This is a genomic window from Comamonas testosteroni (genome assembly GCF_014076415.1).
GTDB classification, from domain to species: Bacteria; Pseudomonadota; Gammaproteobacteria; order Burkholderiales; family Burkholderiaceae_C; genus Comamonas; species Comamonas testosteroni_F.
The window spans coordinates 110,398-126,947 of the sequence record NZ_CP043568.1 but is presented as its reverse complement, the minus strand read 5'-3'; the positions used below and the strand labels follow the sequence as shown (position 1 = coordinate 126,947).

General features: G+C 62.9%; 13 protein-coding genes. 8 read left to right on the top strand and 5 right to left on the bottom strand.

Annotation, left to right across the window (positions count from 1 at the left end; genetic code table 11):
- The first annotated feature begins 32 nt into the window (after positions 1 to 32).
- From F0P97_RS00545 to F0P97_RS00525, 5 genes are all read left to right on the top strand, one after another.
- Entirely contained in the window at positions 33 to 1,196 is a 1,164-nt protein-coding gene (locus tag F0P97_RS00545; RefSeq protein ID WP_182285198.1) for an ABC transporter substrate-binding protein, read from the top strand.
- A 154-nt stretch (positions 1,197 to 1,350) separates the two neighbouring features.
- Positions 1,351 to 2,223: a branched-chain amino acid ABC transporter permease gene (locus tag F0P97_RS00540; protein ID WP_003071963.1), complete on the top strand. Its 873-nt coding sequence runs from the start codon at positions 1,351 to 1,353 to the stop codon at positions 2,221 to 2,223.
- A 2-nt stretch (positions 2,224 to 2,225) separates the two neighbouring features.
- A complete protein-coding gene (locus F0P97_RS00535; RefSeq protein ID WP_182285197.1) occupies positions 2,226 to 3,320 on the top strand; it encodes a branched-chain amino acid ABC transporter permease in 1,095 nt (364 codons plus the stop codon).
- Positions 3,313 to 4,083: an ABC transporter ATP-binding protein gene (locus tag F0P97_RS00530; protein WP_182285196.1), complete on the top strand. Its 771-nt coding sequence runs from the start codon at positions 3,313 to 3,315 to the stop codon at positions 4,081 to 4,083. Before F0P97_RS00535 ends, F0P97_RS00530 begins: the two co-directional genes overlap by 8 nt.
- 142 nt (positions 4,084 to 4,225) lie before the next feature.
- Positions 4,226 to 4,927, top strand: a complete 702-nt coding sequence (locus F0P97_RS00525; protein ID WP_182287054.1) for an ABC transporter ATP-binding protein — start codon at positions 4,226 to 4,228, stop codon at positions 4,925 to 4,927.
- Between the two features lie 768 nt (positions 4,928 to 5,695).
- Here the strand turns inward: F0P97_RS00525 and F0P97_RS00520 are convergent.
- From F0P97_RS00520 to F0P97_RS00505, 4 genes are all read right to left on the bottom strand, one after another.
- A complete protein-coding gene (locus tag F0P97_RS00520; protein ID WP_182285195.1) occupies positions 5,696 to 6,169 on the bottom strand; it encodes a PaaI family thioesterase in 474 nt (157 codons plus the stop codon).
- A 225-nt stretch (positions 6,170 to 6,394) separates the two neighbouring features.
- A complete protein-coding gene (locus F0P97_RS00515) occupies positions 6,395 to 7,909 on the bottom strand; it encodes an acetyl-CoA hydrolase/transferase family protein (RefSeq protein ID WP_182285194.1) in 1,515 nt (504 codons plus the stop codon).
- A 237-nt stretch (positions 7,910 to 8,146) separates the two neighbouring features.
- The gene (locus tag F0P97_RS00510; RefSeq protein WP_182285193.1) at positions 8,147 to 9,469 is read right to left on the bottom strand and encodes a solute carrier family 23 protein; all 1,323 of its coding nucleotides are present in this window, start codon (positions 9,467 to 9,469) and stop codon (positions 8,147 to 8,149) included.
- 232 nt (positions 9,470 to 9,701) lie between these two features.
- Entirely contained in the window at positions 9,702 to 11,612 is a 1,911-nt protein-coding gene (locus tag F0P97_RS00505; RefSeq protein WP_182285192.1) for a B12-binding domain-containing radical SAM protein, read from the bottom strand.
- 174 nt (positions 11,613 to 11,786) lie between these two features.
- On the opposite strand from F0P97_RS00505, the gene F0P97_RS00500 reads away from it, so the two are divergent.
- Complete coding sequence (locus F0P97_RS00500) at positions 11,787 to 13,973, top strand: acetoacetate--CoA ligase (protein ID WP_182285191.1); 2,187 nt, start codon at positions 11,787 to 11,789, stop codon at positions 13,971 to 13,973.
- A 71-nt stretch (positions 13,974 to 14,044) separates the two neighbouring features.
- On the opposite strand, the gene F0P97_RS00495 is transcribed toward F0P97_RS00500, so the two are convergent.
- Positions 14,045 to 14,794, bottom strand: a complete 750-nt coding sequence (locus F0P97_RS00495) for an enoyl-CoA hydratase/isomerase family protein (protein ID WP_182285190.1) — start codon at positions 14,792 to 14,794, stop codon at positions 14,045 to 14,047.
- 149 nt (positions 14,795 to 14,943) lie between these two features.
- Here F0P97_RS00495 and minC point away from each other — a divergent pair, with 149 nt between their 5' ends.
- Both minC and minD read left to right on the top strand, forming a co-directional pair.
- On the top strand, positions 14,944 to 15,678 hold the full coding sequence (minC, locus tag F0P97_RS00490) for a septum site-determining protein MinC (protein WP_182285189.1): 735 nt from the start codon (positions 14,944 to 14,946) through the stop codon (positions 15,676 to 15,678).
- A 58-nt stretch (positions 15,679 to 15,736) separates the two neighbouring features.
- Complete coding sequence (gene minD, locus F0P97_RS00485; protein ID WP_003069672.1) at positions 15,737 to 16,549, top strand: septum site-determining protein MinD; 813 nt, start codon at positions 15,737 to 15,739, stop codon at positions 16,547 to 16,549.
- Position 16,550 lies beyond the last annotated feature (1 nt).

Sequence of the window (16,550 nt, the reverse complement as noted above, 5' to 3'; positions counted from 1 at the left end):
GGCATTCGTCCATCAACCAGCAGGAGACAAGCATGAGCAAGCAATGGGCAATATGGAGCGCAATCGCACTGGCTGCCGCCGCAGGCGGCAGCAGCGCAATCGCGCAGGAAAAGATCAAGGTCGGCTTCATGCTGCCTTTCAGCGGCACTTATGCTGCCCTGGGCGTGGCAATCGAGAACGGCTTTCGCATGCAGGTCACCGAGCAAGGCGGCAAGCTGGGAGGGCGCGAGATCGAATACTTCAAGGTCGACGATGAGTCAGATCCCGCAAAGGCAACGGACAACGTCAACCGCCTCATCAAGCGCGACAAGGTCGATGTGATCATCGGCACCGTGCACTCCGGCGTGGCCATGGCCATGGCCAAGGCCGCCAAGGAAAGCGGCACCGTGCTCATCGTGCCCAATGCAGGAGCCGATGCCGTCACCGGTCCCATGTGCGCTCCCAATATCTTCCGCAGCTCCTTCTCCAACTGGCAGACGGCCTACCCCATGGGCGTGGTCGCAGCCAAGGAAGGCAAGAAAAATGCCATGACCCTGACCTGGAAGTACGCTGCCGGTGAAGAGGCCGTCAACGGCTTCAAGGAAGGCTTCGAGAAAAGCGGCGGCAAGGTCAGCAAGCAATTGACCCTGCCCTTCCCCAACGTCGAATTCCAGGCTCTGCTGACCGAGATCGCAGCGGCCAAGCCCGATGCGGTGTTCTCCTTCTTCGCGGGCGCAGGTGCCGTGAAATTCGTCAAGGACTATCACGCCTCGGGCCTGTCCAAGACCATTCCGCTCTACGGACCGGGTTTTCTGACCGACGGCACGCTGGACGCTCAGGGCGAGGCCGCCCAGGGCATGCTGACCACGCTGCACTATGCCGACGAACTGGGTACGGCGCGCGATCAGGCCTTCCGCACCAATTACGCCAAGAACTACAAGCTGCAGCCCGATGTCTATGCCGTGCAAGGCTATGACGCCGCACAGATGCTGGCCGTGGGCCTGAAGGCCGCCGGCGGCGACATCAGCAAGAAAGACGTCTTCCGCACCGCCATCGAGAAAGCCACTATTGCCAGCCCGCGCGGCGACTTCACCTTGAGCAAGGCACACAATCCCGTGCAGGACATCTATCTGCGCAAGGTCGACGGCAAGGAGAACAAGAAGATCAGCGTGGCAGTGAAGGCTCTGGCGGACCCAGCCCGCGGCTGCCGCATGTAATAGACGCGAGCCATACCGCCCTCGATACCTGGTTGCTCTGTCCTGCCTCACCTTCGGTGCCGCCTGCGACAGAGCGCCTCGTCTCCAGCACGAATCGACGATTCGCCGGGCTGTATGCCCCGCTTTGCAGCCTTCTGCTTCAACAAGGATTGCCGTGGATCTCGCCACTTTTCTGGTGCAGTGTCTGAACTCAGTTCAGTACGGACTGCTTCTGTTCCTGCTGGCCTCTGGCCTGACGCTGATCTTCGGCATCATGGGGGTGATCAACCTCGCCCATGGCAGCTTCTACATGATCGGTGCCTATGTGGCGTTCTCGCTCGCACCGTATCTGGGCCAGCATTTCATCGCCATGCTGCTGGTCGGCGTGGTGCTGGCCGTGGTGCTGGGCTATTTTCTCGAATGGGCATTTTTCAGCTTTCTCTACGAACGCGATCACCTGCAGCAGGTGCTGATGACCTATGGCCTGATTCTGGTGTTTGAAGGCCTGCGCGCCATCCTCGTGGGCAACGATGTGCATGGCGTGGAAAAGCCTGCCTGGCTGGCCGGCAGCTTCCCTTTGATGGGCATGATGCAGTACCCCTGGTACAACGTGTTTGCAGCCGCTGCCTGCCTGCTGGTGGCGCTGCTGATGTACTACACCGTCAACCGCACGCGTCTGGGCATGATGATTCGTGCCGGTGCCAGCAACCGCGACATGGTGCGTGGCCTGGGCATCAACATCAAGCGCCTGTACCGCATCGTCTTTGCCGTGGGCGTGGCCCTGGCGGCCCTGGCCGGAATGATCGCGGCGCCCATGAGTTCGGTTTACCCCAATATGGGCTCCAGCGTGCTCATCATCTGCTTTGTGGTGGTGGTCATCGGCGGCATAGGCTCGATTACCGGCGCGCTGATTGCCTCGCTGCTGGTGGGCTTTGTGGATACCTTCGGCAAGGTGTTCTTTCAGGAGCTCAGCGGCATGAGCATCTATCTGCTCATGGCCGTGATCCTCGTATGGCGACCTGAGGGTTTGCTCGGAAAACGGAGCTGAACATGAGCAATACATCCTCCACGCCCTTGCCCAATACCAACCAGGCTTACGCCGAGGCTCCCGCAGTCACCAACCAGAGCCGCCCCATACGCTCCAGAAGCCCTTGGGTGAGCACGGCGCTGCCGCTGGCCGCCGCAGTGCTGCTGGCGGCCGCCCAGCCCTTCTGGTCGGCCTATCTGTCCGATCTGGTGGTCAAGATCATGATCCTGTCCATCTTTGCTCTCAGCCTGCATATCCTGGTGGGCGGCGCAGGGCTGGTCAGCCTGGGCCATGCCGCCTACTTCGGCCTGGGTGCCTATGCGGCGGTGAAGGCCGCCGGCCAGGACGGCAGCAACTTTCTCGTCATGCTGGGCGCCGCAGTCGGCGTCTCGGGCCTGTATGCGCTGGTGGTGGGCGCCCTGAGTCTGCGTACCAAGGGCGTGTACTTCATCATGGTCACGCTGGCGTTCGCGCAACTGGCGTTTTTTGTCGTGCACGACGTGGGCTACTTTGGCGGCAGCGACGGCATCTACCTGATGCAGCGACCGGCCATTGGAGCCTTGGACATGGAGAGCACCTCCACGCAGTACTACGTGGTGCTGGTCGCGCTGGTGCTGGTCTACGCCTTCATTGCCATGCTGCGTCACTCGCGCTTCGGCCACGCGCTGGCCGGCATTCGCGTCAACGATCAACGCATGCGTGCTGCCGGCTTTGCCACCTACGGCTACAAGCTCGCAGGCTTTGTGATTGCCGGTGCGCTGGCGGGTCTGGCGGGCTTTCTGCTTGCCGCACGCGATGCTGTGGTCAACCCCGAGCTGCTGGCCTGGCACCACTCCGGCGAGGTCCTGCTGATGCTGATTCTGGGCGGCGTGGGTTCGCTGCGCGGTGCGGTGCTGGGCACCATCGCCTTTGTGCTGCTCAAGGAGCTGCTGAGCACGCATGCCATCGTTGGCAATGCCGCGGACCATTGGCAGCTGACGCTGGGCATCGCCATCATCGCGCTGGTAGCGCTGCTGCCCAAGGGGCTGGTCGGCATCAACGACAAATGGCAGAAGAAGGCTGCGGCGCGGACCGGCAGGTCGCCGGAAGCTGTCGAGCAAGGGGCGGATCATGGCTGATGCAGGCAAGGCTCCCAAGATGTCCGTGCGCGGCCTGACGCGGCGCTTTGGCGGGCTGGTGGCAGTGAACAATGTGGACCTGGATCTGCACCAGGGCGAGGTCCATGCCGTCATCGGCACCAACGGTGCAGGCAAGTCCACGCTGATCAATATGCTCTCGGGCGAGATAGCAGCCAGCAGCGGCAGCATCGCGCTTGAAGGACGGGACGTCACGCAGATGCCGCAGCCGCAGCGCGCCAAGGCCGGCATCGGGCGCAGCTACCAGCGCACCACCATCTTCCCTGAATTCACAGTACTGGAGAACTGCCGGCTCACGGCACAGGCCCAGGCGCTGCCCAGACCCTGGCGCATCTGGGAGTCGGCACAGCATTGCGCGGCCAGCATGCTGCGCGCGGAATCTGCGCTGCAGCGCGCCGGTCTTGCCCAGCATGCCGAGCGCCTTGCCGGCAGCCTGAGCCACGGCGCCAAGCGTCAGCTGGAAGTCGCCATGTGCCTTGCCACTGCGCCGCGCGTGCTGCTGCTGGACGAGCCTCTGGCAGGCATGGGGGCAGAAGAGACCGAGCGCATGCTGGAGCTGCTGCAGGAGCTCAAATCCGCGCATGCCGTACTGCTGGTGGAACACGATATGGATGCCGTTTTCCGCATTGCCGATCGCATCACCGTCATGGTCAACGGCAGCGTGGTCGCCACAGGTACGCCCGATCAGATTCGCAACGACCCGGTGGTACGCACCGCCTACCTGGGAGAGGAAGAGCATGCTTGAAACAAAGCCCCCCCTGAGCGGCTCTGCCGCTTCCCCCTCTCTCGCTGCGCAGGAGGGGGACGGCACCATCGCTGTGGGGCGGCCCTTGCTTGGTGCCTCTGGCACAGGCACGCGCCCACGTTCCGGGCCCTCGAACCATGCCATGTTCAGCGTGCAGGAGGTACACAGCTTTTACGGCGACAGCCATATCCTGCACGGCATCTCGCTGGATCTGCCCCAGGGCCAGGCCGTGGGCCTGCTGGGCCGCAACGGCATGGGCAAGACCACGTTGATCCGCACGCTGATGGGCTATGTGGCGGCGCGCTCGGGCCGGGTGTTTGCCGATGGCAAGGAAGTGACGAATTCCGCCCCCGAACGAATGGCACGTCTCGGCATTGGCTATGTCCCCGAAGGACGCGGCGTATTCCCCAATCTCTCCGTCAAGGAAAACCTCTTGATGAGCGCCAGAGCCGGCCTTGATGGCAGCAGTAGCTGGACCTACGAGCGCGTTCTGGAGACCTTTCCACGCCTCAAGGAGCGCCTGTCCAACGGCGGTGACCAGCTCTCGGGCGGCGAGCAGCAGATGGTCTCCATCGGCCGCGCGCTGATGACCAACCCGCGCCTCATGATCCTGGATGAAGCCACCGAGGGTCTGGCTCCGCTGGTGGTGGCCGAAATCTGGCGCGTGATTGCCCAGATTCGTGAAACCGGCATCTCCACGCTGATCGTGGACCGAGACTACAAGAAGGTGCTGGCGCATACCGACTATGCGGCGGTGATGGAGAAGGGCCGGCTTGCGCTGCAGGCTGAGTCTGCGGATCTGCTGCAGCAGCCGGAGAAGTTGTCGGCGTTGCTGGGAGTTTGACTCTCATCTTGTTTCGATAGCTGTTCAGGCCTGATAGATAAGCGTTTGAAACCTGCTCTGTTTGATGTTTGGAGTGAAACTGGATACCTGATTTATGGACAGAGGCCGGGACTCGCCCCGGCTGGCGACCTACTTTATAGCGCGCTAGAAAGTAGGCAAAGAGCGCTATCCGATTGCCTGTGTCCCTGCGCTTCGCTCCGGGTAAACCTGCGTCACACAATTCAGCCTACGGTGCCGCCCAACTCGCTGCGCGGCATGCCGCTGCGCTCAGACAAACGGCGGCAAGTCAGTTCACAAAGCAATGCTGTCCTGCGGCAGCATTGCCCGCAGCCTGAACCGCGTGCCGCAGGCACAGCCAGACGGGTGGGAGCGGACAGCCTGCAAGACTTGTGGCGAAATCAGGCTCAAGCGCTTACATGAATTGCGGTGGCAGCTATCAAATTTATCTCGGAGCTATCCTGTCTCTGGTATTGCCCCTTGTGCCCACGCCTGCGACGGCAGCCTCTTGTGGCGCGCGGCTGCACCGTAGAGTGCAGCCGCATCGTCATCACTTTTACGGCAATGTGTTTGAACGAAGAGCGAAGCTCGAAGTGAGTTTTGCCGTACAGCCACAAGAGGTTGTCGGCGCAGGTTGCCCACAGGCGAAGCCGGAGGGACGTGGGCAGTAGGGGCCTGCTCTTTGCCTACTTTCTTGCGAAGAAAGTAGGTCGCCAGCCGGGCGAAACCCGGCCTATATCCCCAAAACAAAGCGGTCTCGCAAACCAAAACCTACTGAACCCCGCCCAACGAAGCCGCATCCAGCCGCGCATTCCTGGCTGCCTCAGGCGGCAGGATCGCCATCGTCAGGCTGCAGTTGCAGGTCAGCTTGCCCTCTTCATCGCGCAGCTCCACCGCCCAGACATGCGTGGTGCGCCCGAGGTGCGTGGGCCGCGCCGTGGCGGTGATCCAGCTGCCCTTGCGGCCTGCGCGCACATGGTTGGCGGTCACGCCGAGGCCCACGCAGCGGTAGCCTTCAGGAATGCTGCAGGCAGCAGCCATGGAGCCCAGCGTCTCGGCCAGCACCACGCTGACGCCGCCGTGCAAGATGCCATAGGGCTGGCAGGTGCGTTCATCCACATGGATGCGGGCGCGCACATAGTCGTCGCCGTATTCGGTGAACTCAATGCCCAGGTGGGAGATTGCAGTGTTTGCGCTGCCTGCGTTCAGCGCTTTCAGATCGAGCTCTCGGGTCCAGATCGCCATACCAGTCCTTGTGGTGCATGAAAAAAGGACGCTCCTTGCAGAGCGTCCTTCGATGCTAAGGACTTGGAGCAGCAGACGCCAGCACCAAGCGGACTAGGCACAGCTTTCACCCCCTCCACACTCCATGTCAGAGACACCAAGCAAGGGCCTGGGCGGCCCCGCCGCCCCGCAGCAATGGTGTCGTCCCCCTGGGGGAAGGCGCGAAGCGCCTCAGGGGGAACCTGTTCAAGCGCGCATATCGCCCTTGTCCATGAAGCGCTGATGCCAGGACAGTGCCTCGGTCAGGATATGCGGCGTGTGCTGTGCACCCTGCTGGCGTGAGCGGTCGAAATAATCCTGCAGCTGGGCGCGATAGTCCGGATGGGCACACTTGTCGATGATGACTTGCGCACGCTGCTTGGGCGACAGGCCGCGCAGATCGGCCAGACCTTGCTCGGTGACGACGATCTGGGTGTCATGCTCGGTGTGGTCCACATGCGAGCACATGGGCACGATGCAGCTGATCTTGCCGTCCTTGGCCACCGAGGGCGTGACGAAGAAAGACAGATAGCCGTTGCGTGCAAAGTCTCCCGATCCGCCGATGCCATTCATCATGCCCGTGCCCATGACATGGGTGGAGTTGATGTTGCCGTAGATGTCGGCTTCGATCATCGAGTTCATGGCGATGATGCCCAGGCGGCGCACCAGCTCGGGGTGGTTCGAGATTTCCTGCGGGCGCAGGATGATGCGCTCGCGGTAGAAGTCGATGTTGTCCTCGAAGTCCTTGTAGGCCGCGGCAGACAGCGAGATCGATGTGGCCGAGGCCTTGCTCATCTTGCCCGCGCGCAGCAGATCCAGCATGCCGTCCTGCAGCACTTCGGTAAAGCCCAGCAGGTTCTCGAACGGGCCGGTCAGCAGCCCGGCCAGCACGGCATTGGCCACATTGCCCACGCCCGACTGGATGGGCAGCATTTCCTTGGGCAGACGGCCCATCCTCATCTCGTGGGCCAGGAAGTCGATGATGTAGCCGGCTATTTTTTGGGAGTTTTCGTCCGGTGTGGCAAACACATTGTCGCGGTCGCCCTTGTGGGTCTCGACCACGGCGACAACCTTGGCGGGATCCACCTTCAGGTAGGCATCGCCGATACGGTCGTCGGCATGCGTCATGTTGATGGGCATGCGGCGCGGCGGGATGGCCGTGCCGTAGTAGATGTCGTGCATGCCCTCCATCCGGGCGGGCGGCTTGGTGTTGACCTCCAGAATCACCTTGTCGGCGATCTCCAGCCAGGTCTTGTTGTTGCCCACGGCGGTCGACGGAATCAGCAGGCCGTCGGCGGTCACGCCCAGCACCTCGATCACGGCGATGTTCATATGGCCCAGAAAGCCGAACCAGGCATGCTGCGCCACATGGGACAGATGCATGTCGATGAAGTCGATCTCGCCCGAGTTCACGGCCTTGCGCGCGATGGGGTCGGTGTTGAAGGGCAGGCGCTGACCCAGTGCATGGGCTTCGGCCATCACGCCGTCGCATTCAGCGGCGGTGGACGCGCCGGTCCAGACATTGATCTTGTAGGGCTTGCCCTGGGCATGCTCGGCCTTGGCACGGGCCGCTATGGCCTGGGGCAATGCCTTGGGGTAACCGGCTCCGGTAAAGCCGCTCATGCCGACATTGACACCGTGGGGAATCAGGGCGGCGGCCTCTTCGGCCGTCATGACGCGCGAGAGGAATTCTGGGTAACGTACGCGATCTGCGATGGACATTGCATGCTCCAAACTCAGAGGCCCCAGCCCGCCACGCGAGCCTGACCGGTGCCAACGCGCTGGCTATTTTTGCGGCTCATGCTCGGCGCTCGGGCTGGCACCTCTAAAAAAAACCGCCCGGGTAGGGCGGCATATCTCCAGAGAGAAATGTTACCAGCGCGGAACATTAATACCGGAATTCTCGGCAAAGGCCCCGCGCTGCTGTCAAGGGAATGTTCCCCGATTACATGTTGGCACTCACTTGGTCTGTACCTTGGTTTCAGATTTGCGCTCGCCCATGGTCAGCAGCGCATACAGGATGATGGCGCCAAAGGTGGCGCAGCCGATGCCGCCCAGCGCGAATTCGCCGAACCTCAGCGTGAATTCTCCGGTGCCCAGAATCAGGGTGATGGCAGCCACGATCAGATTCTTGGTGTCGGAAAAGTCCACCTTGTTGTCCACCCAGATCTTGGCGCCGGCAATGGCGATCAGGCCGAACACCACGATGGAGACACCGCCCATCACGGGCAGGGGAATGGCCTGGATCAGCGCACCGAACTTGGGCGAGAAGCCCAGCAGAACGGCCAGCAGGGCCGCCACAAAGAACACGGCCGTGGAGTAGATGCGGGTGGCAGCCATCACGCCGATGTTTTCGGCATAGGTGGTCACTCCCGTGCCGCCGGCTGCGCCGGAGACCATGGTGGCCACGCCGTCACCGATGAAGGCCCGGCCCATGTACTGGTCCAGGTTCTTGCCCGTCATGGCCGTCACGGCCTTGATATGGCCCAGGTTCTCGGCCACCAGGATGATGACCACGGGCACGATCAGCAGCATGGCATTGCTGGTGAACACCGGGGCATGGAAGCTGGGAATGCCGAACCAGGCGGCATTGAGCACGCCGCTCAGATCCACGGGCTTGCCCCAGCCCAGGCCGTTGGTGAAGACGGCATAGAGCACGCTGGCAATGATCAGTCCGATCAGGATCAGCAGGCGCTGCAGCATGCCGCGCGTGAACACGGCCACCAGCGCCACGGAGACAAAGGTCAGCGCCTGCATCCAGGACTCGAAGTTGTTGGACGCCATGTTCTTGATGGGAATCGCGGCCAGGTTCAGGCCGATGATGGCCACCACGGCGCCCGTCACCACGGGCGGCATGAAGCGTTCGATCCAGGCCGTTCCCACCATCTGCACCAGCAGGCCGACCAGCATGTAGACAAAGCCGCAGGCAATGATGCCGCCCAGCGCCACGCCGATATTGGCGTTGGCAGGTCCCTGGCTGGCCACATAGCCGGTGGCGATGTTGACCACGCCGATGAAGGCAAAGGAAGAGCCCAGATAGCTGGGTACCTTGCCGCCGGTGATGAGAAAGAAGATCAGCGTGCCGACGCCGCTCATCAACACCGCCAGATTGGGATCAAAACCCATGAGGATGGGGGCCAGCACGGTGGAGCCAAACATGGCGATCACGTGCTGGATACCCATCAAACCGGTCTGTGTCCAGGGCAGTCGCTCATCGGGGCCGATGACGCCACCGCCCTGCAAGACATCGGACGATCGCTCCGTCCATTGAAACATTCCCATCCCATCGCTCCTTGGAGATATCAAAAACGGAGCAGATTATGGCAAGCAGTGCTTGCCCGCTGGGGCCGTGCAAGCACTGGTAAACCAGGGACTGTGGTCTCTCGCACACGCGGGAAAACGGCTGCACAAGGGCAAACTATCAAATACATAGCTTGCAGCGCAAAACTGTCAATGAATTAATCAATAAACAAATCTAAAGTTGTTTATCAGCAAGCGCTAACAGCTATCAAATTCACTGCTTCTGCTGCAGCGCACGCGCAATGCGGTCGCGCTTGACCGTGGGCTTGGGCACCTTGAACGGGAACCACATGCGCACATCCTCCTCCAGCGCTATGCCATGCATGAAGTTGTAGATGGCCTTCTTGAGCGCCGCGCCCAATGCGTCGTGATCGACGCCCGTAGGGTCGATGAAGGGGCGGTCGTTCTTGGCAAAGTTGCCCTCGGGCAGCGGCGGCAGCTCGATGCCGTATTCCTCGGGGTTGAGGCCCACGGGCGAGTGCACGGTGCAGCTGAAGCGGTGAAAGAAGCCGCTTTGAATGCAGCCGTTGAGGAACAGCTGGCGCACATACTCGAGCGCGTCCACCGTGTCCTGCACGGTCTGCGTCGGAAAGCCGTACATCAGATAGGCGTGGACCAGAATGCCGGCCTCCGAGAACGCCTTGGTCACGCGTGCCACCTGGTCCACGGTCACGCCCTTTTTCATCAGCGCCAGCAGCCGGTCGGATGCCACTTCCAGACCGCCGGAGATGGCGATGCAGCCGCTGTCGGCCATCAGCTCGGCCAGCTCGGGCGTGAAGGTCTTCTCGAAGCGCACATTGCCCCACCAGGAGATGCCGGCGTTGCGCGCAATCAGCTCCTGCGACAGCGCCTTGAGCGCCTTGGGCGGTGCGGCTTCATCGACAAAGTGAAAGCCGGTCTGGCCGGTCTCGGCGACGATGGCCTCGATGCGGTCGGCCAGCACGGCGGCGCTGGCGCCTTCGTAGCGACCGATATAGTCCAGGCTCACATCGCAGAAGCTGCACTTCTTCCAGTAGCAGCCATGGGCCACGGTCAGCTTGTTCCAGCGCCCGTCGCTCCACAGACGGTGCATGGGGTTGAGCATGTCCAGCAGCGACAGGTATCTGTCCAGCGGCAGGCCGTCCCAGGTGGGCGTGCCGACCTCGGCAAACGCGATGTCGGACTCCATCATGTTCACGTACTGGACCTTGCCGTCGTCGGCCCGCACAAAGCTGCGCACCAGACGCGATCTGCCGCGCTCGCCACGCAGATGCTCGAGCAGCGCCAGCAGCGGGCGTTCGCCCGCATCCAGCGTCACGAAGTCAAAGTAGTCGAACACGCGCGGCTCGGCCAGCTCGCGCAGCTCGGTGTTGACAAAGCCGCCGCCCAGCACCGTGGCAATCTGCGGGAAGCGCCGCTTGATGGTCTGGGCAATGCGAAACGCCGCATAGGCCGAGCCCGGAAAGGGCACGGACAGCAGCACCACCGTGGGCTGGTGGCGCTCCACGGCCTCCAGCGTCAGGCGCTCCAGCACCTCGTCTACCAGATTGGGCTCTGCCGCCAGTGCGCTGGCCAGCGGATCGAAGCTGGGCTGGCTGCCGGCCAGCGACTCGGCATAGCGCACGAACTCGAAGCGCTCGTCCACGGCATCGCGCAGCACATCGGCCAGATCGTTGAGGTACAGCGTGGCCAGATGCTTGGCCTTGTCCTGCAGTCCCAGGGCCCCGAAAGCCCAGCCCAGCGGATCGCCGCCTTCCTCGTCCTCATACACGTCCAGCGTGGAAAAGCGTGGTCCTTCGGGCAGAAAGTGGCGCCCCACGATGCGATGGGCCAGCGTGGAGTCTCGCCCCTGCAAAAACGCAATCGTGGGCGCAATCGTGGCCAGATAGCGCTCCTGTTGCGCGACAAAGGACTGGACGGCAGGCGTGTGCTTGCCGACCGGCAGGCTCCGGATGCGCTCGGCCACGGCGCGCAGGCCATCGGGCGAGAGCAGCTGCAGCACCAGGGCCAGTGCCAGGTCTTCCTGCATGGCGGTGATGCCACGCGAGCGCAGAAAGCCGGTCAGATAGGCCGTGGAGGGGTAGGGAGTGTTGAGCTGCGTCATCGGCGGAATGACGGCCAGCACGCGGGTGGGCAAAGCGGACATGGGGGTGCGGGTCGCCGGCATGCGCCGTTGACGGTGTAGACAGGCCCCGATTATCGGTTTGACCGCTGAGCTGTGCTGGTGTGCGCCCATACAGCCGACCGCGCTGCTGCGCAGGTGACAGGCCAAGGGGCCACCACCAATGACTTGCAAGGACTGCAGCGCTAGGCTGAAGCCATGTCCTGTGCCCCCCAACACCCCGCCCCCTACATTCCCCAGATCCGGCTGTACCAGAACTGGCTGCGTGAAACGCGCGGCCTGAGCTTCGCCGACTATGACGCGCTGTGGCGCTGGTCGACCAGCGATCTCGATGCCTTCTGGCAAAGCATCTGGGATTACTTCGACCTGCAGTCGCCAACGTCGCACAGCGCGGTGCTGGCCAGCAACACCATGCCCGGTGCGCAATGGTTCCCGGGCGCACAGGTGAACTATGTGCAGCAGGTGCTGCGCCATGTCCAGCCGGCACATGCCGCCGGCATGCCGGCCGTCATCAGCCGCAACGAGCAGGGCCTGCAGCGCGAGCTGAGCTGGCCCGAGCTGCAGCGTCAGGTGGCGGCCCTGGCCCTGCATCTGCGAGCCCAGGGCGTCGCCAAGGGCGACCGCGTCGCGGCCTACCTGCCCAATATTCCCGAGGCCATGGTCGCCTTTCTGGCCTGCGCCAGCCTGGGCGCCATCTGGAGCATCTGCGCACCCGACATGGGCACCCATGCCGTGCTCGACCGCTTCAGGCAGATAGCGCCCAAGGCGCTGATCGCCGTGGACGGCGTGCATTACGCAGGCAAGGACATAGACCGGCGCGAGGTCCTGCAGGAGCTGCGCAGCGGCCTGCCCAGCGTGCAGCACGTGGTGCTGGTGCCCAATCTGGATACCTCGATAAAGATAGCTGACACCGCAGACTACACCAGCGTTACAGCGAGAAATGATGCTGATACTGCAGCCTTTGAACCAGAATGGCTGGCGTTCGACCACCCGCTGTGGATCGTCTACTCCAGCGGCACCACCGGCCTGCCCAAGCCCATAGTCCACGGTCATGGCGGCATGGTGCTGGTGGCCCTGCAGCTCAAGGGCCTGCACAACGACATCGGCTGCAGCTACGAGCCCAACAGCTGGGGCGAGCGCTACCACTGGTACAGCTCCACGGGCTGGGTGATGTGGAATGCCCAGGTCTCGGGCCTGCTGGGCGGCACAACCTGCGTGATCTTCGACGGCAGCCCCGGCGGCAGCAAGGACAGGCCCGACTGGGGCACGCTGTGGCGCTTCGCGGCCGAGACCGGCGTGACCAGCTTTGGCTCGGGCGCGGCCTTCTACGCCAACTGCATGAAGGCCGGTGTCGATCTGTCCGCCTGCGGCGATCTGTCACGCATACGCGGGCTGGGCAGCACGGGCTCGCCGCTGTCTGCCGAAGTGCAGCAGTGGGGGACGGAGCAGTTTGCCAAGCTTGGACGCCATGACATTTGGTGGAACAACCTGTCCGGAGGGACAGATTTTGCCGGAGCCTTTATCGGTGGCAACCGCGATCTGCCGCTGGTGCCCGGCGTCATGCAATGCCGCCAGCTGGGCGCGGCCGTCGAGGCCTGGAACGAAGAGGGCCAGCCCGTGATGGACGAGGTCGGCGAGCTGGTCTGTACCCAGCCCATTCCGTCCATGCCGCTGTTCCTGTGGGGAGACGTGAGCACCGCCGAGCCGCCTCAAGGTGCGAAGGCCCCCTCGGGGGGCGCCCGGCTTAGGGGCAGCGACCCACACGCAGTGGGGGAGCGTGGGGGCGACCCATTCGGGAAACGATACCTGTCCAGCTATTTCGACATGTATCCCGCCGGTCATGGCCGCCAACCCGGCGGCGGTGACGGCCCGGCAGAGATGGGGCCGGTCTGGCGTCATGGCGACTGGATCAAGCTGCTCGGCGAGGGCGGCTGCATCATCTACGGCCGCAGCGACGCCACCATCAACCGCCATGGCCTGCGCATGGGCACCAGCGAAATCTACAGCGCCGTCGAGGCCCTGCCCGAGGTGCTGGACAGCATGGTGGTGGACCTGGAATACCTGGGCAAGGACAGCTATATGCCGCTGTTTGTCGCCCTGCGCCCCGGCGTGGAACTCGATGCGGCGCTGCGCGAGCGCATCAACAAGGCCATACGCTCGGCGCTGTCGCCGCGCTTTGTGCCCGACGATATCTTTGCCGTGGCCGAGATACCGCGCACGCTCAGCGGCAAGAAGCAGGAGCTGCCCATCAAGAAGCTGCTGCTGGGACAGCCCCTGGCCAAGGTGGTCAACAAGGACGCCATGGCCAACCCCGGCTGCCTGGACTGGTACGAGGGCTTTGCCAGGGAATACCTGGCCCGGTCCGAAGCTGGCGCGGTGTCCTGACGCGGCAGGCGCGGAGCAAGGGCCTGGGCGGCCCCACCGCTTTGCAAAGGAATGCCGTCCCTTCTTGGGGCTCAGTGCCCCTGAAAGCGGGCGGCTCTTTTTTCGCGCCAGGCCGCGCCGCCCTCCTTCAGATCAGCCGACTCTATGGTGGCCTGCACGGCAGCATCGATGCCGGCCTTGTCATGCACGCCGCGGGCAATGGCGTTGAGGTGTTTCTTCATGCCCAGCAAGGCCAGCGGCGCCATGCCGGACAGCGTGGTCTGCAGCTGCGCCACGCGCTCGCCGATATCGGTGCCGTCCACCAGATCGGTCAGAAAGCCGCAGTCCTTCATGGCCTGGGCCTGCAGCTTCTCGCAGGTCAGAAACAGGCGCTTGGCCGTATCCAGGCCCAGCCGGGTCACATAGCGCTCCAGGCCCGAGAGGTAGAAATGCAGGCCCAGCCGCGCGGCAGGCATGAACATCTGGCTGTTGGCACCGCCGACGCGAAAATCGCAGGCCAGCGCCATATCGGTGGCGCCGCCAAACACCCCGCCCTGGATGGCGGCAATCGTCACGGCGCGGCAGCTCTCTATGGCGTCCACCATTTCGCCGAAGGAGCTTCCCTCGTTCTGGCTGTTGGCAATCTCGCCAATGTCGTAGCCGCTGCAGAAATGCCTGCCCACCGCCTGCAGCGTCAGCACCAGCACCGCAGGGCTGGCGTTGACCTCATCGATCTGACGGCGCAGCACGATCAGGTCTTCGGGCAGCAGTTTGTTGGCAACTTCGGGACGGCGCAAGGTGATGCTGGCACAGGCGCCCTGGATCAAAAGCTCTGGAGACATGACTGTATTTTCATCCAGACCTGCACAAACAGAGGCCTCTGAGGTGCATCAAGTGTTGCAGTGCAAACACTCGGTGACCATATCTTTTGCCGGTAGGCAGGTACACTTTGTCGTCCTCATAGAGCACCTGATGTGCGCTGATCCCATCCATGTCTGTTGAATCGACCGGCGCCGAGCGCCCCAGCTTTGACCTCAAGAGCGCACAACTGCCGGTGCTTTCCGTGGTACTTCGCAGCACCGACATGCAGGCGCTGGCCCAGGATCTGGCACGCCGTCTTGCCGACGACCCGGACTTCTTCGATAACGACCCCGTGCTGATCGACCTCAGCCAGGTGCGCGAAGCAGAGGAAGAAATCGACTTCCCGGCCCTGATCGAGGCCCTGCGCAACCACCGCACCGTGCCCGTTGCCGTGCGCAGCGGCAGCGAGGCCCAGATGGAAGCAGCCAGGGCCCTTGGTCTGAGTGCAGCCCCCGATGCCATGCCGACGCGCCGCGCCGAGCCGGAAATCCACGAAATCATTCGCGAAGTGGAGGTCGAGGTGCCTGCTCCGCTGGCCGATGCCGTCATCGTGGACCGGCCGCTGCGCTCAGGTCAGCGCGTCTATGCCAAAGGCACCGACATTGTGGTTCTGGACATGGTCAGCTATGGTGCCGAGGTGATTGCAGACGGCAACGTCCATGTCTATGCGCCGCTGCGCGGCCGCGCCGTGGCCGGGGCCAGCGGCAATACCAGCGCAAGAATTTTTAGCACTTGCATGGAGGCGCAACTGCTTTCCATCGCAGGTATCTACCGCACAATTGAAACCGATCTCCCCAAAGAAGTCGCCGGCAAAGCTGCCAAGGTGCGTCTGGAAGGAGAAAAAATCGTCATCGAGCCGGTATGAGAGACACACCGGACACCCTATCAACCTGCCCCATTTGTCTTAAAGGAATCGTGCAAACATGGCCAAAATCGTCGTCGTGACCTCTGGCAAAGGCGGTGTCGGCAAGACCACCACCAGCGCCAGCTTCGCATCCGGCCTCGCACTGCGCGGCCACAAGACCGCAGTGATTGACTTCGATGTGGGTCTGCGCAATCTCGATCTGATCATGGGCTGCGAACGCCGCGTGGTCTATGACCTCATCAATGTCATCCAGGGCGAGGCCAATCTGAACCAGGCCCTGATCAAGGACAAGCAGTGCGAAAACCTGTTCGTGCTGGCTGCTTCGCAGACCCGAGACAAGGAAGCCCTCACGCAGGAAGGCGTGAAGAAGGTGCTGGACGATCTGTCCGCCATGGACTTCGAGTTCATCATCTGCGACTCGCCCGCCGGCATTGAAAGCGGTGCACTGATGGCCATGCACTATGCCGAAGAGGCCCTGGTGGTGACCAACCCCGAAGTCTCGTCGGTGCGTGACTCCGACCGTATTCTGGGCATGCTCAGCTCCAAGACGGAGCGTGCGGTCAAGGGCGAGCGCATCAAGGAACATCTGCTGATCACGCGCTACAACCCCAATCGCGTGGAAGATGGCCAGATGCTGTCGCTGGAGGACATCCAGGACATTCTGCGCATCGAGCTGATCGGCGTGATCCCCGAATCCGAAACCGTGCTCCAGGCCTCCAACCAAGGCATTCCCGCCGTGCATATGCAAGGCACGGATGTGGCCGAGGCCTATCAGGATGTGGTGGCCCGATTCCTGGGCGAAGAAAAACCCATGCGCTTTACCGAAGCCGTCAAACCCGGTTTCTTCAAGCGCATGTTTGGCGGGAGGTAAG

Bases quoted from the DNA above. Each gene is read 5' to 3' on its own strand.
- F0P97_RS00530 (WP_182285196.1), top strand. From the start codon at position 3,313: ATGGCTGATGCAGGCAAGGCTCCCAAGATGTCCGTGCGCGGCCTGACG.
- F0P97_RS00500 (WP_182285191.1), top strand. From the start codon at position 11,787: ATGTCCTGTGCCCCCCAACACCCCGCCCCCTACATTCCCCAGATCCGG.
- F0P97_RS00515 (WP_182285194.1), bottom strand. From the start codon at position 7,909: ATGTCCATCGCAGATCGCGTACGTTACCCAGAATTCCTCTCGCGCGTC.
- F0P97_RS00535 (WP_182285197.1), top strand. From the start codon at position 2,226: ATGAGCAATACATCCTCCACGCCCTTGCCCAATACCAACCAGGCTTAC.
- minD (WP_003069672.1), top strand. From the start codon at position 15,737: ATGGCCAAAATCGTCGTCGTGACCTCTGGCAAAGGCGGTGTCGGCAAG.
- minC (WP_182285189.1), top strand. From the start codon at position 14,944: ATGTCTGTTGAATCGACCGGCGCCGAGCGCCCCAGCTTTGACCTCAAG.
- F0P97_RS00510 (WP_182285193.1), bottom strand. From the start codon at position 9,469: ATGGGAATGTTTCAATGGACGGAGCGATCGTCCGATGTCTTGCAGGGC.
- F0P97_RS00545 (WP_182285198.1), top strand. From the start codon at position 33: ATGAGCAAGCAATGGGCAATATGGAGCGCAATCGCACTGGCTGCCGCC.
- F0P97_RS00505 (WP_182285192.1), bottom strand. From the start codon at position 11,612: ATGTCCGCTTTGCCCACCCGCGTGCTGGCCGTCATTCCGCCGATGACG.
- F0P97_RS00495 (WP_182285190.1), bottom strand. From the start codon at position 14,794: ATGTCTCCAGAGCTTTTGATCCAGGGCGCCTGTGCCAGCATCACCTTG.
- F0P97_RS00525 (WP_182287054.1), top strand. From the start codon at position 4,226: ATGTTCAGCGTGCAGGAGGTACACAGCTTTTACGGCGACAGCCATATC.
- F0P97_RS00520 (WP_182285195.1), bottom strand. From the start codon at position 6,169: ATGGCGATCTGGACCCGAGAGCTCGATCTGAAAGCGCTGAACGCAGGC.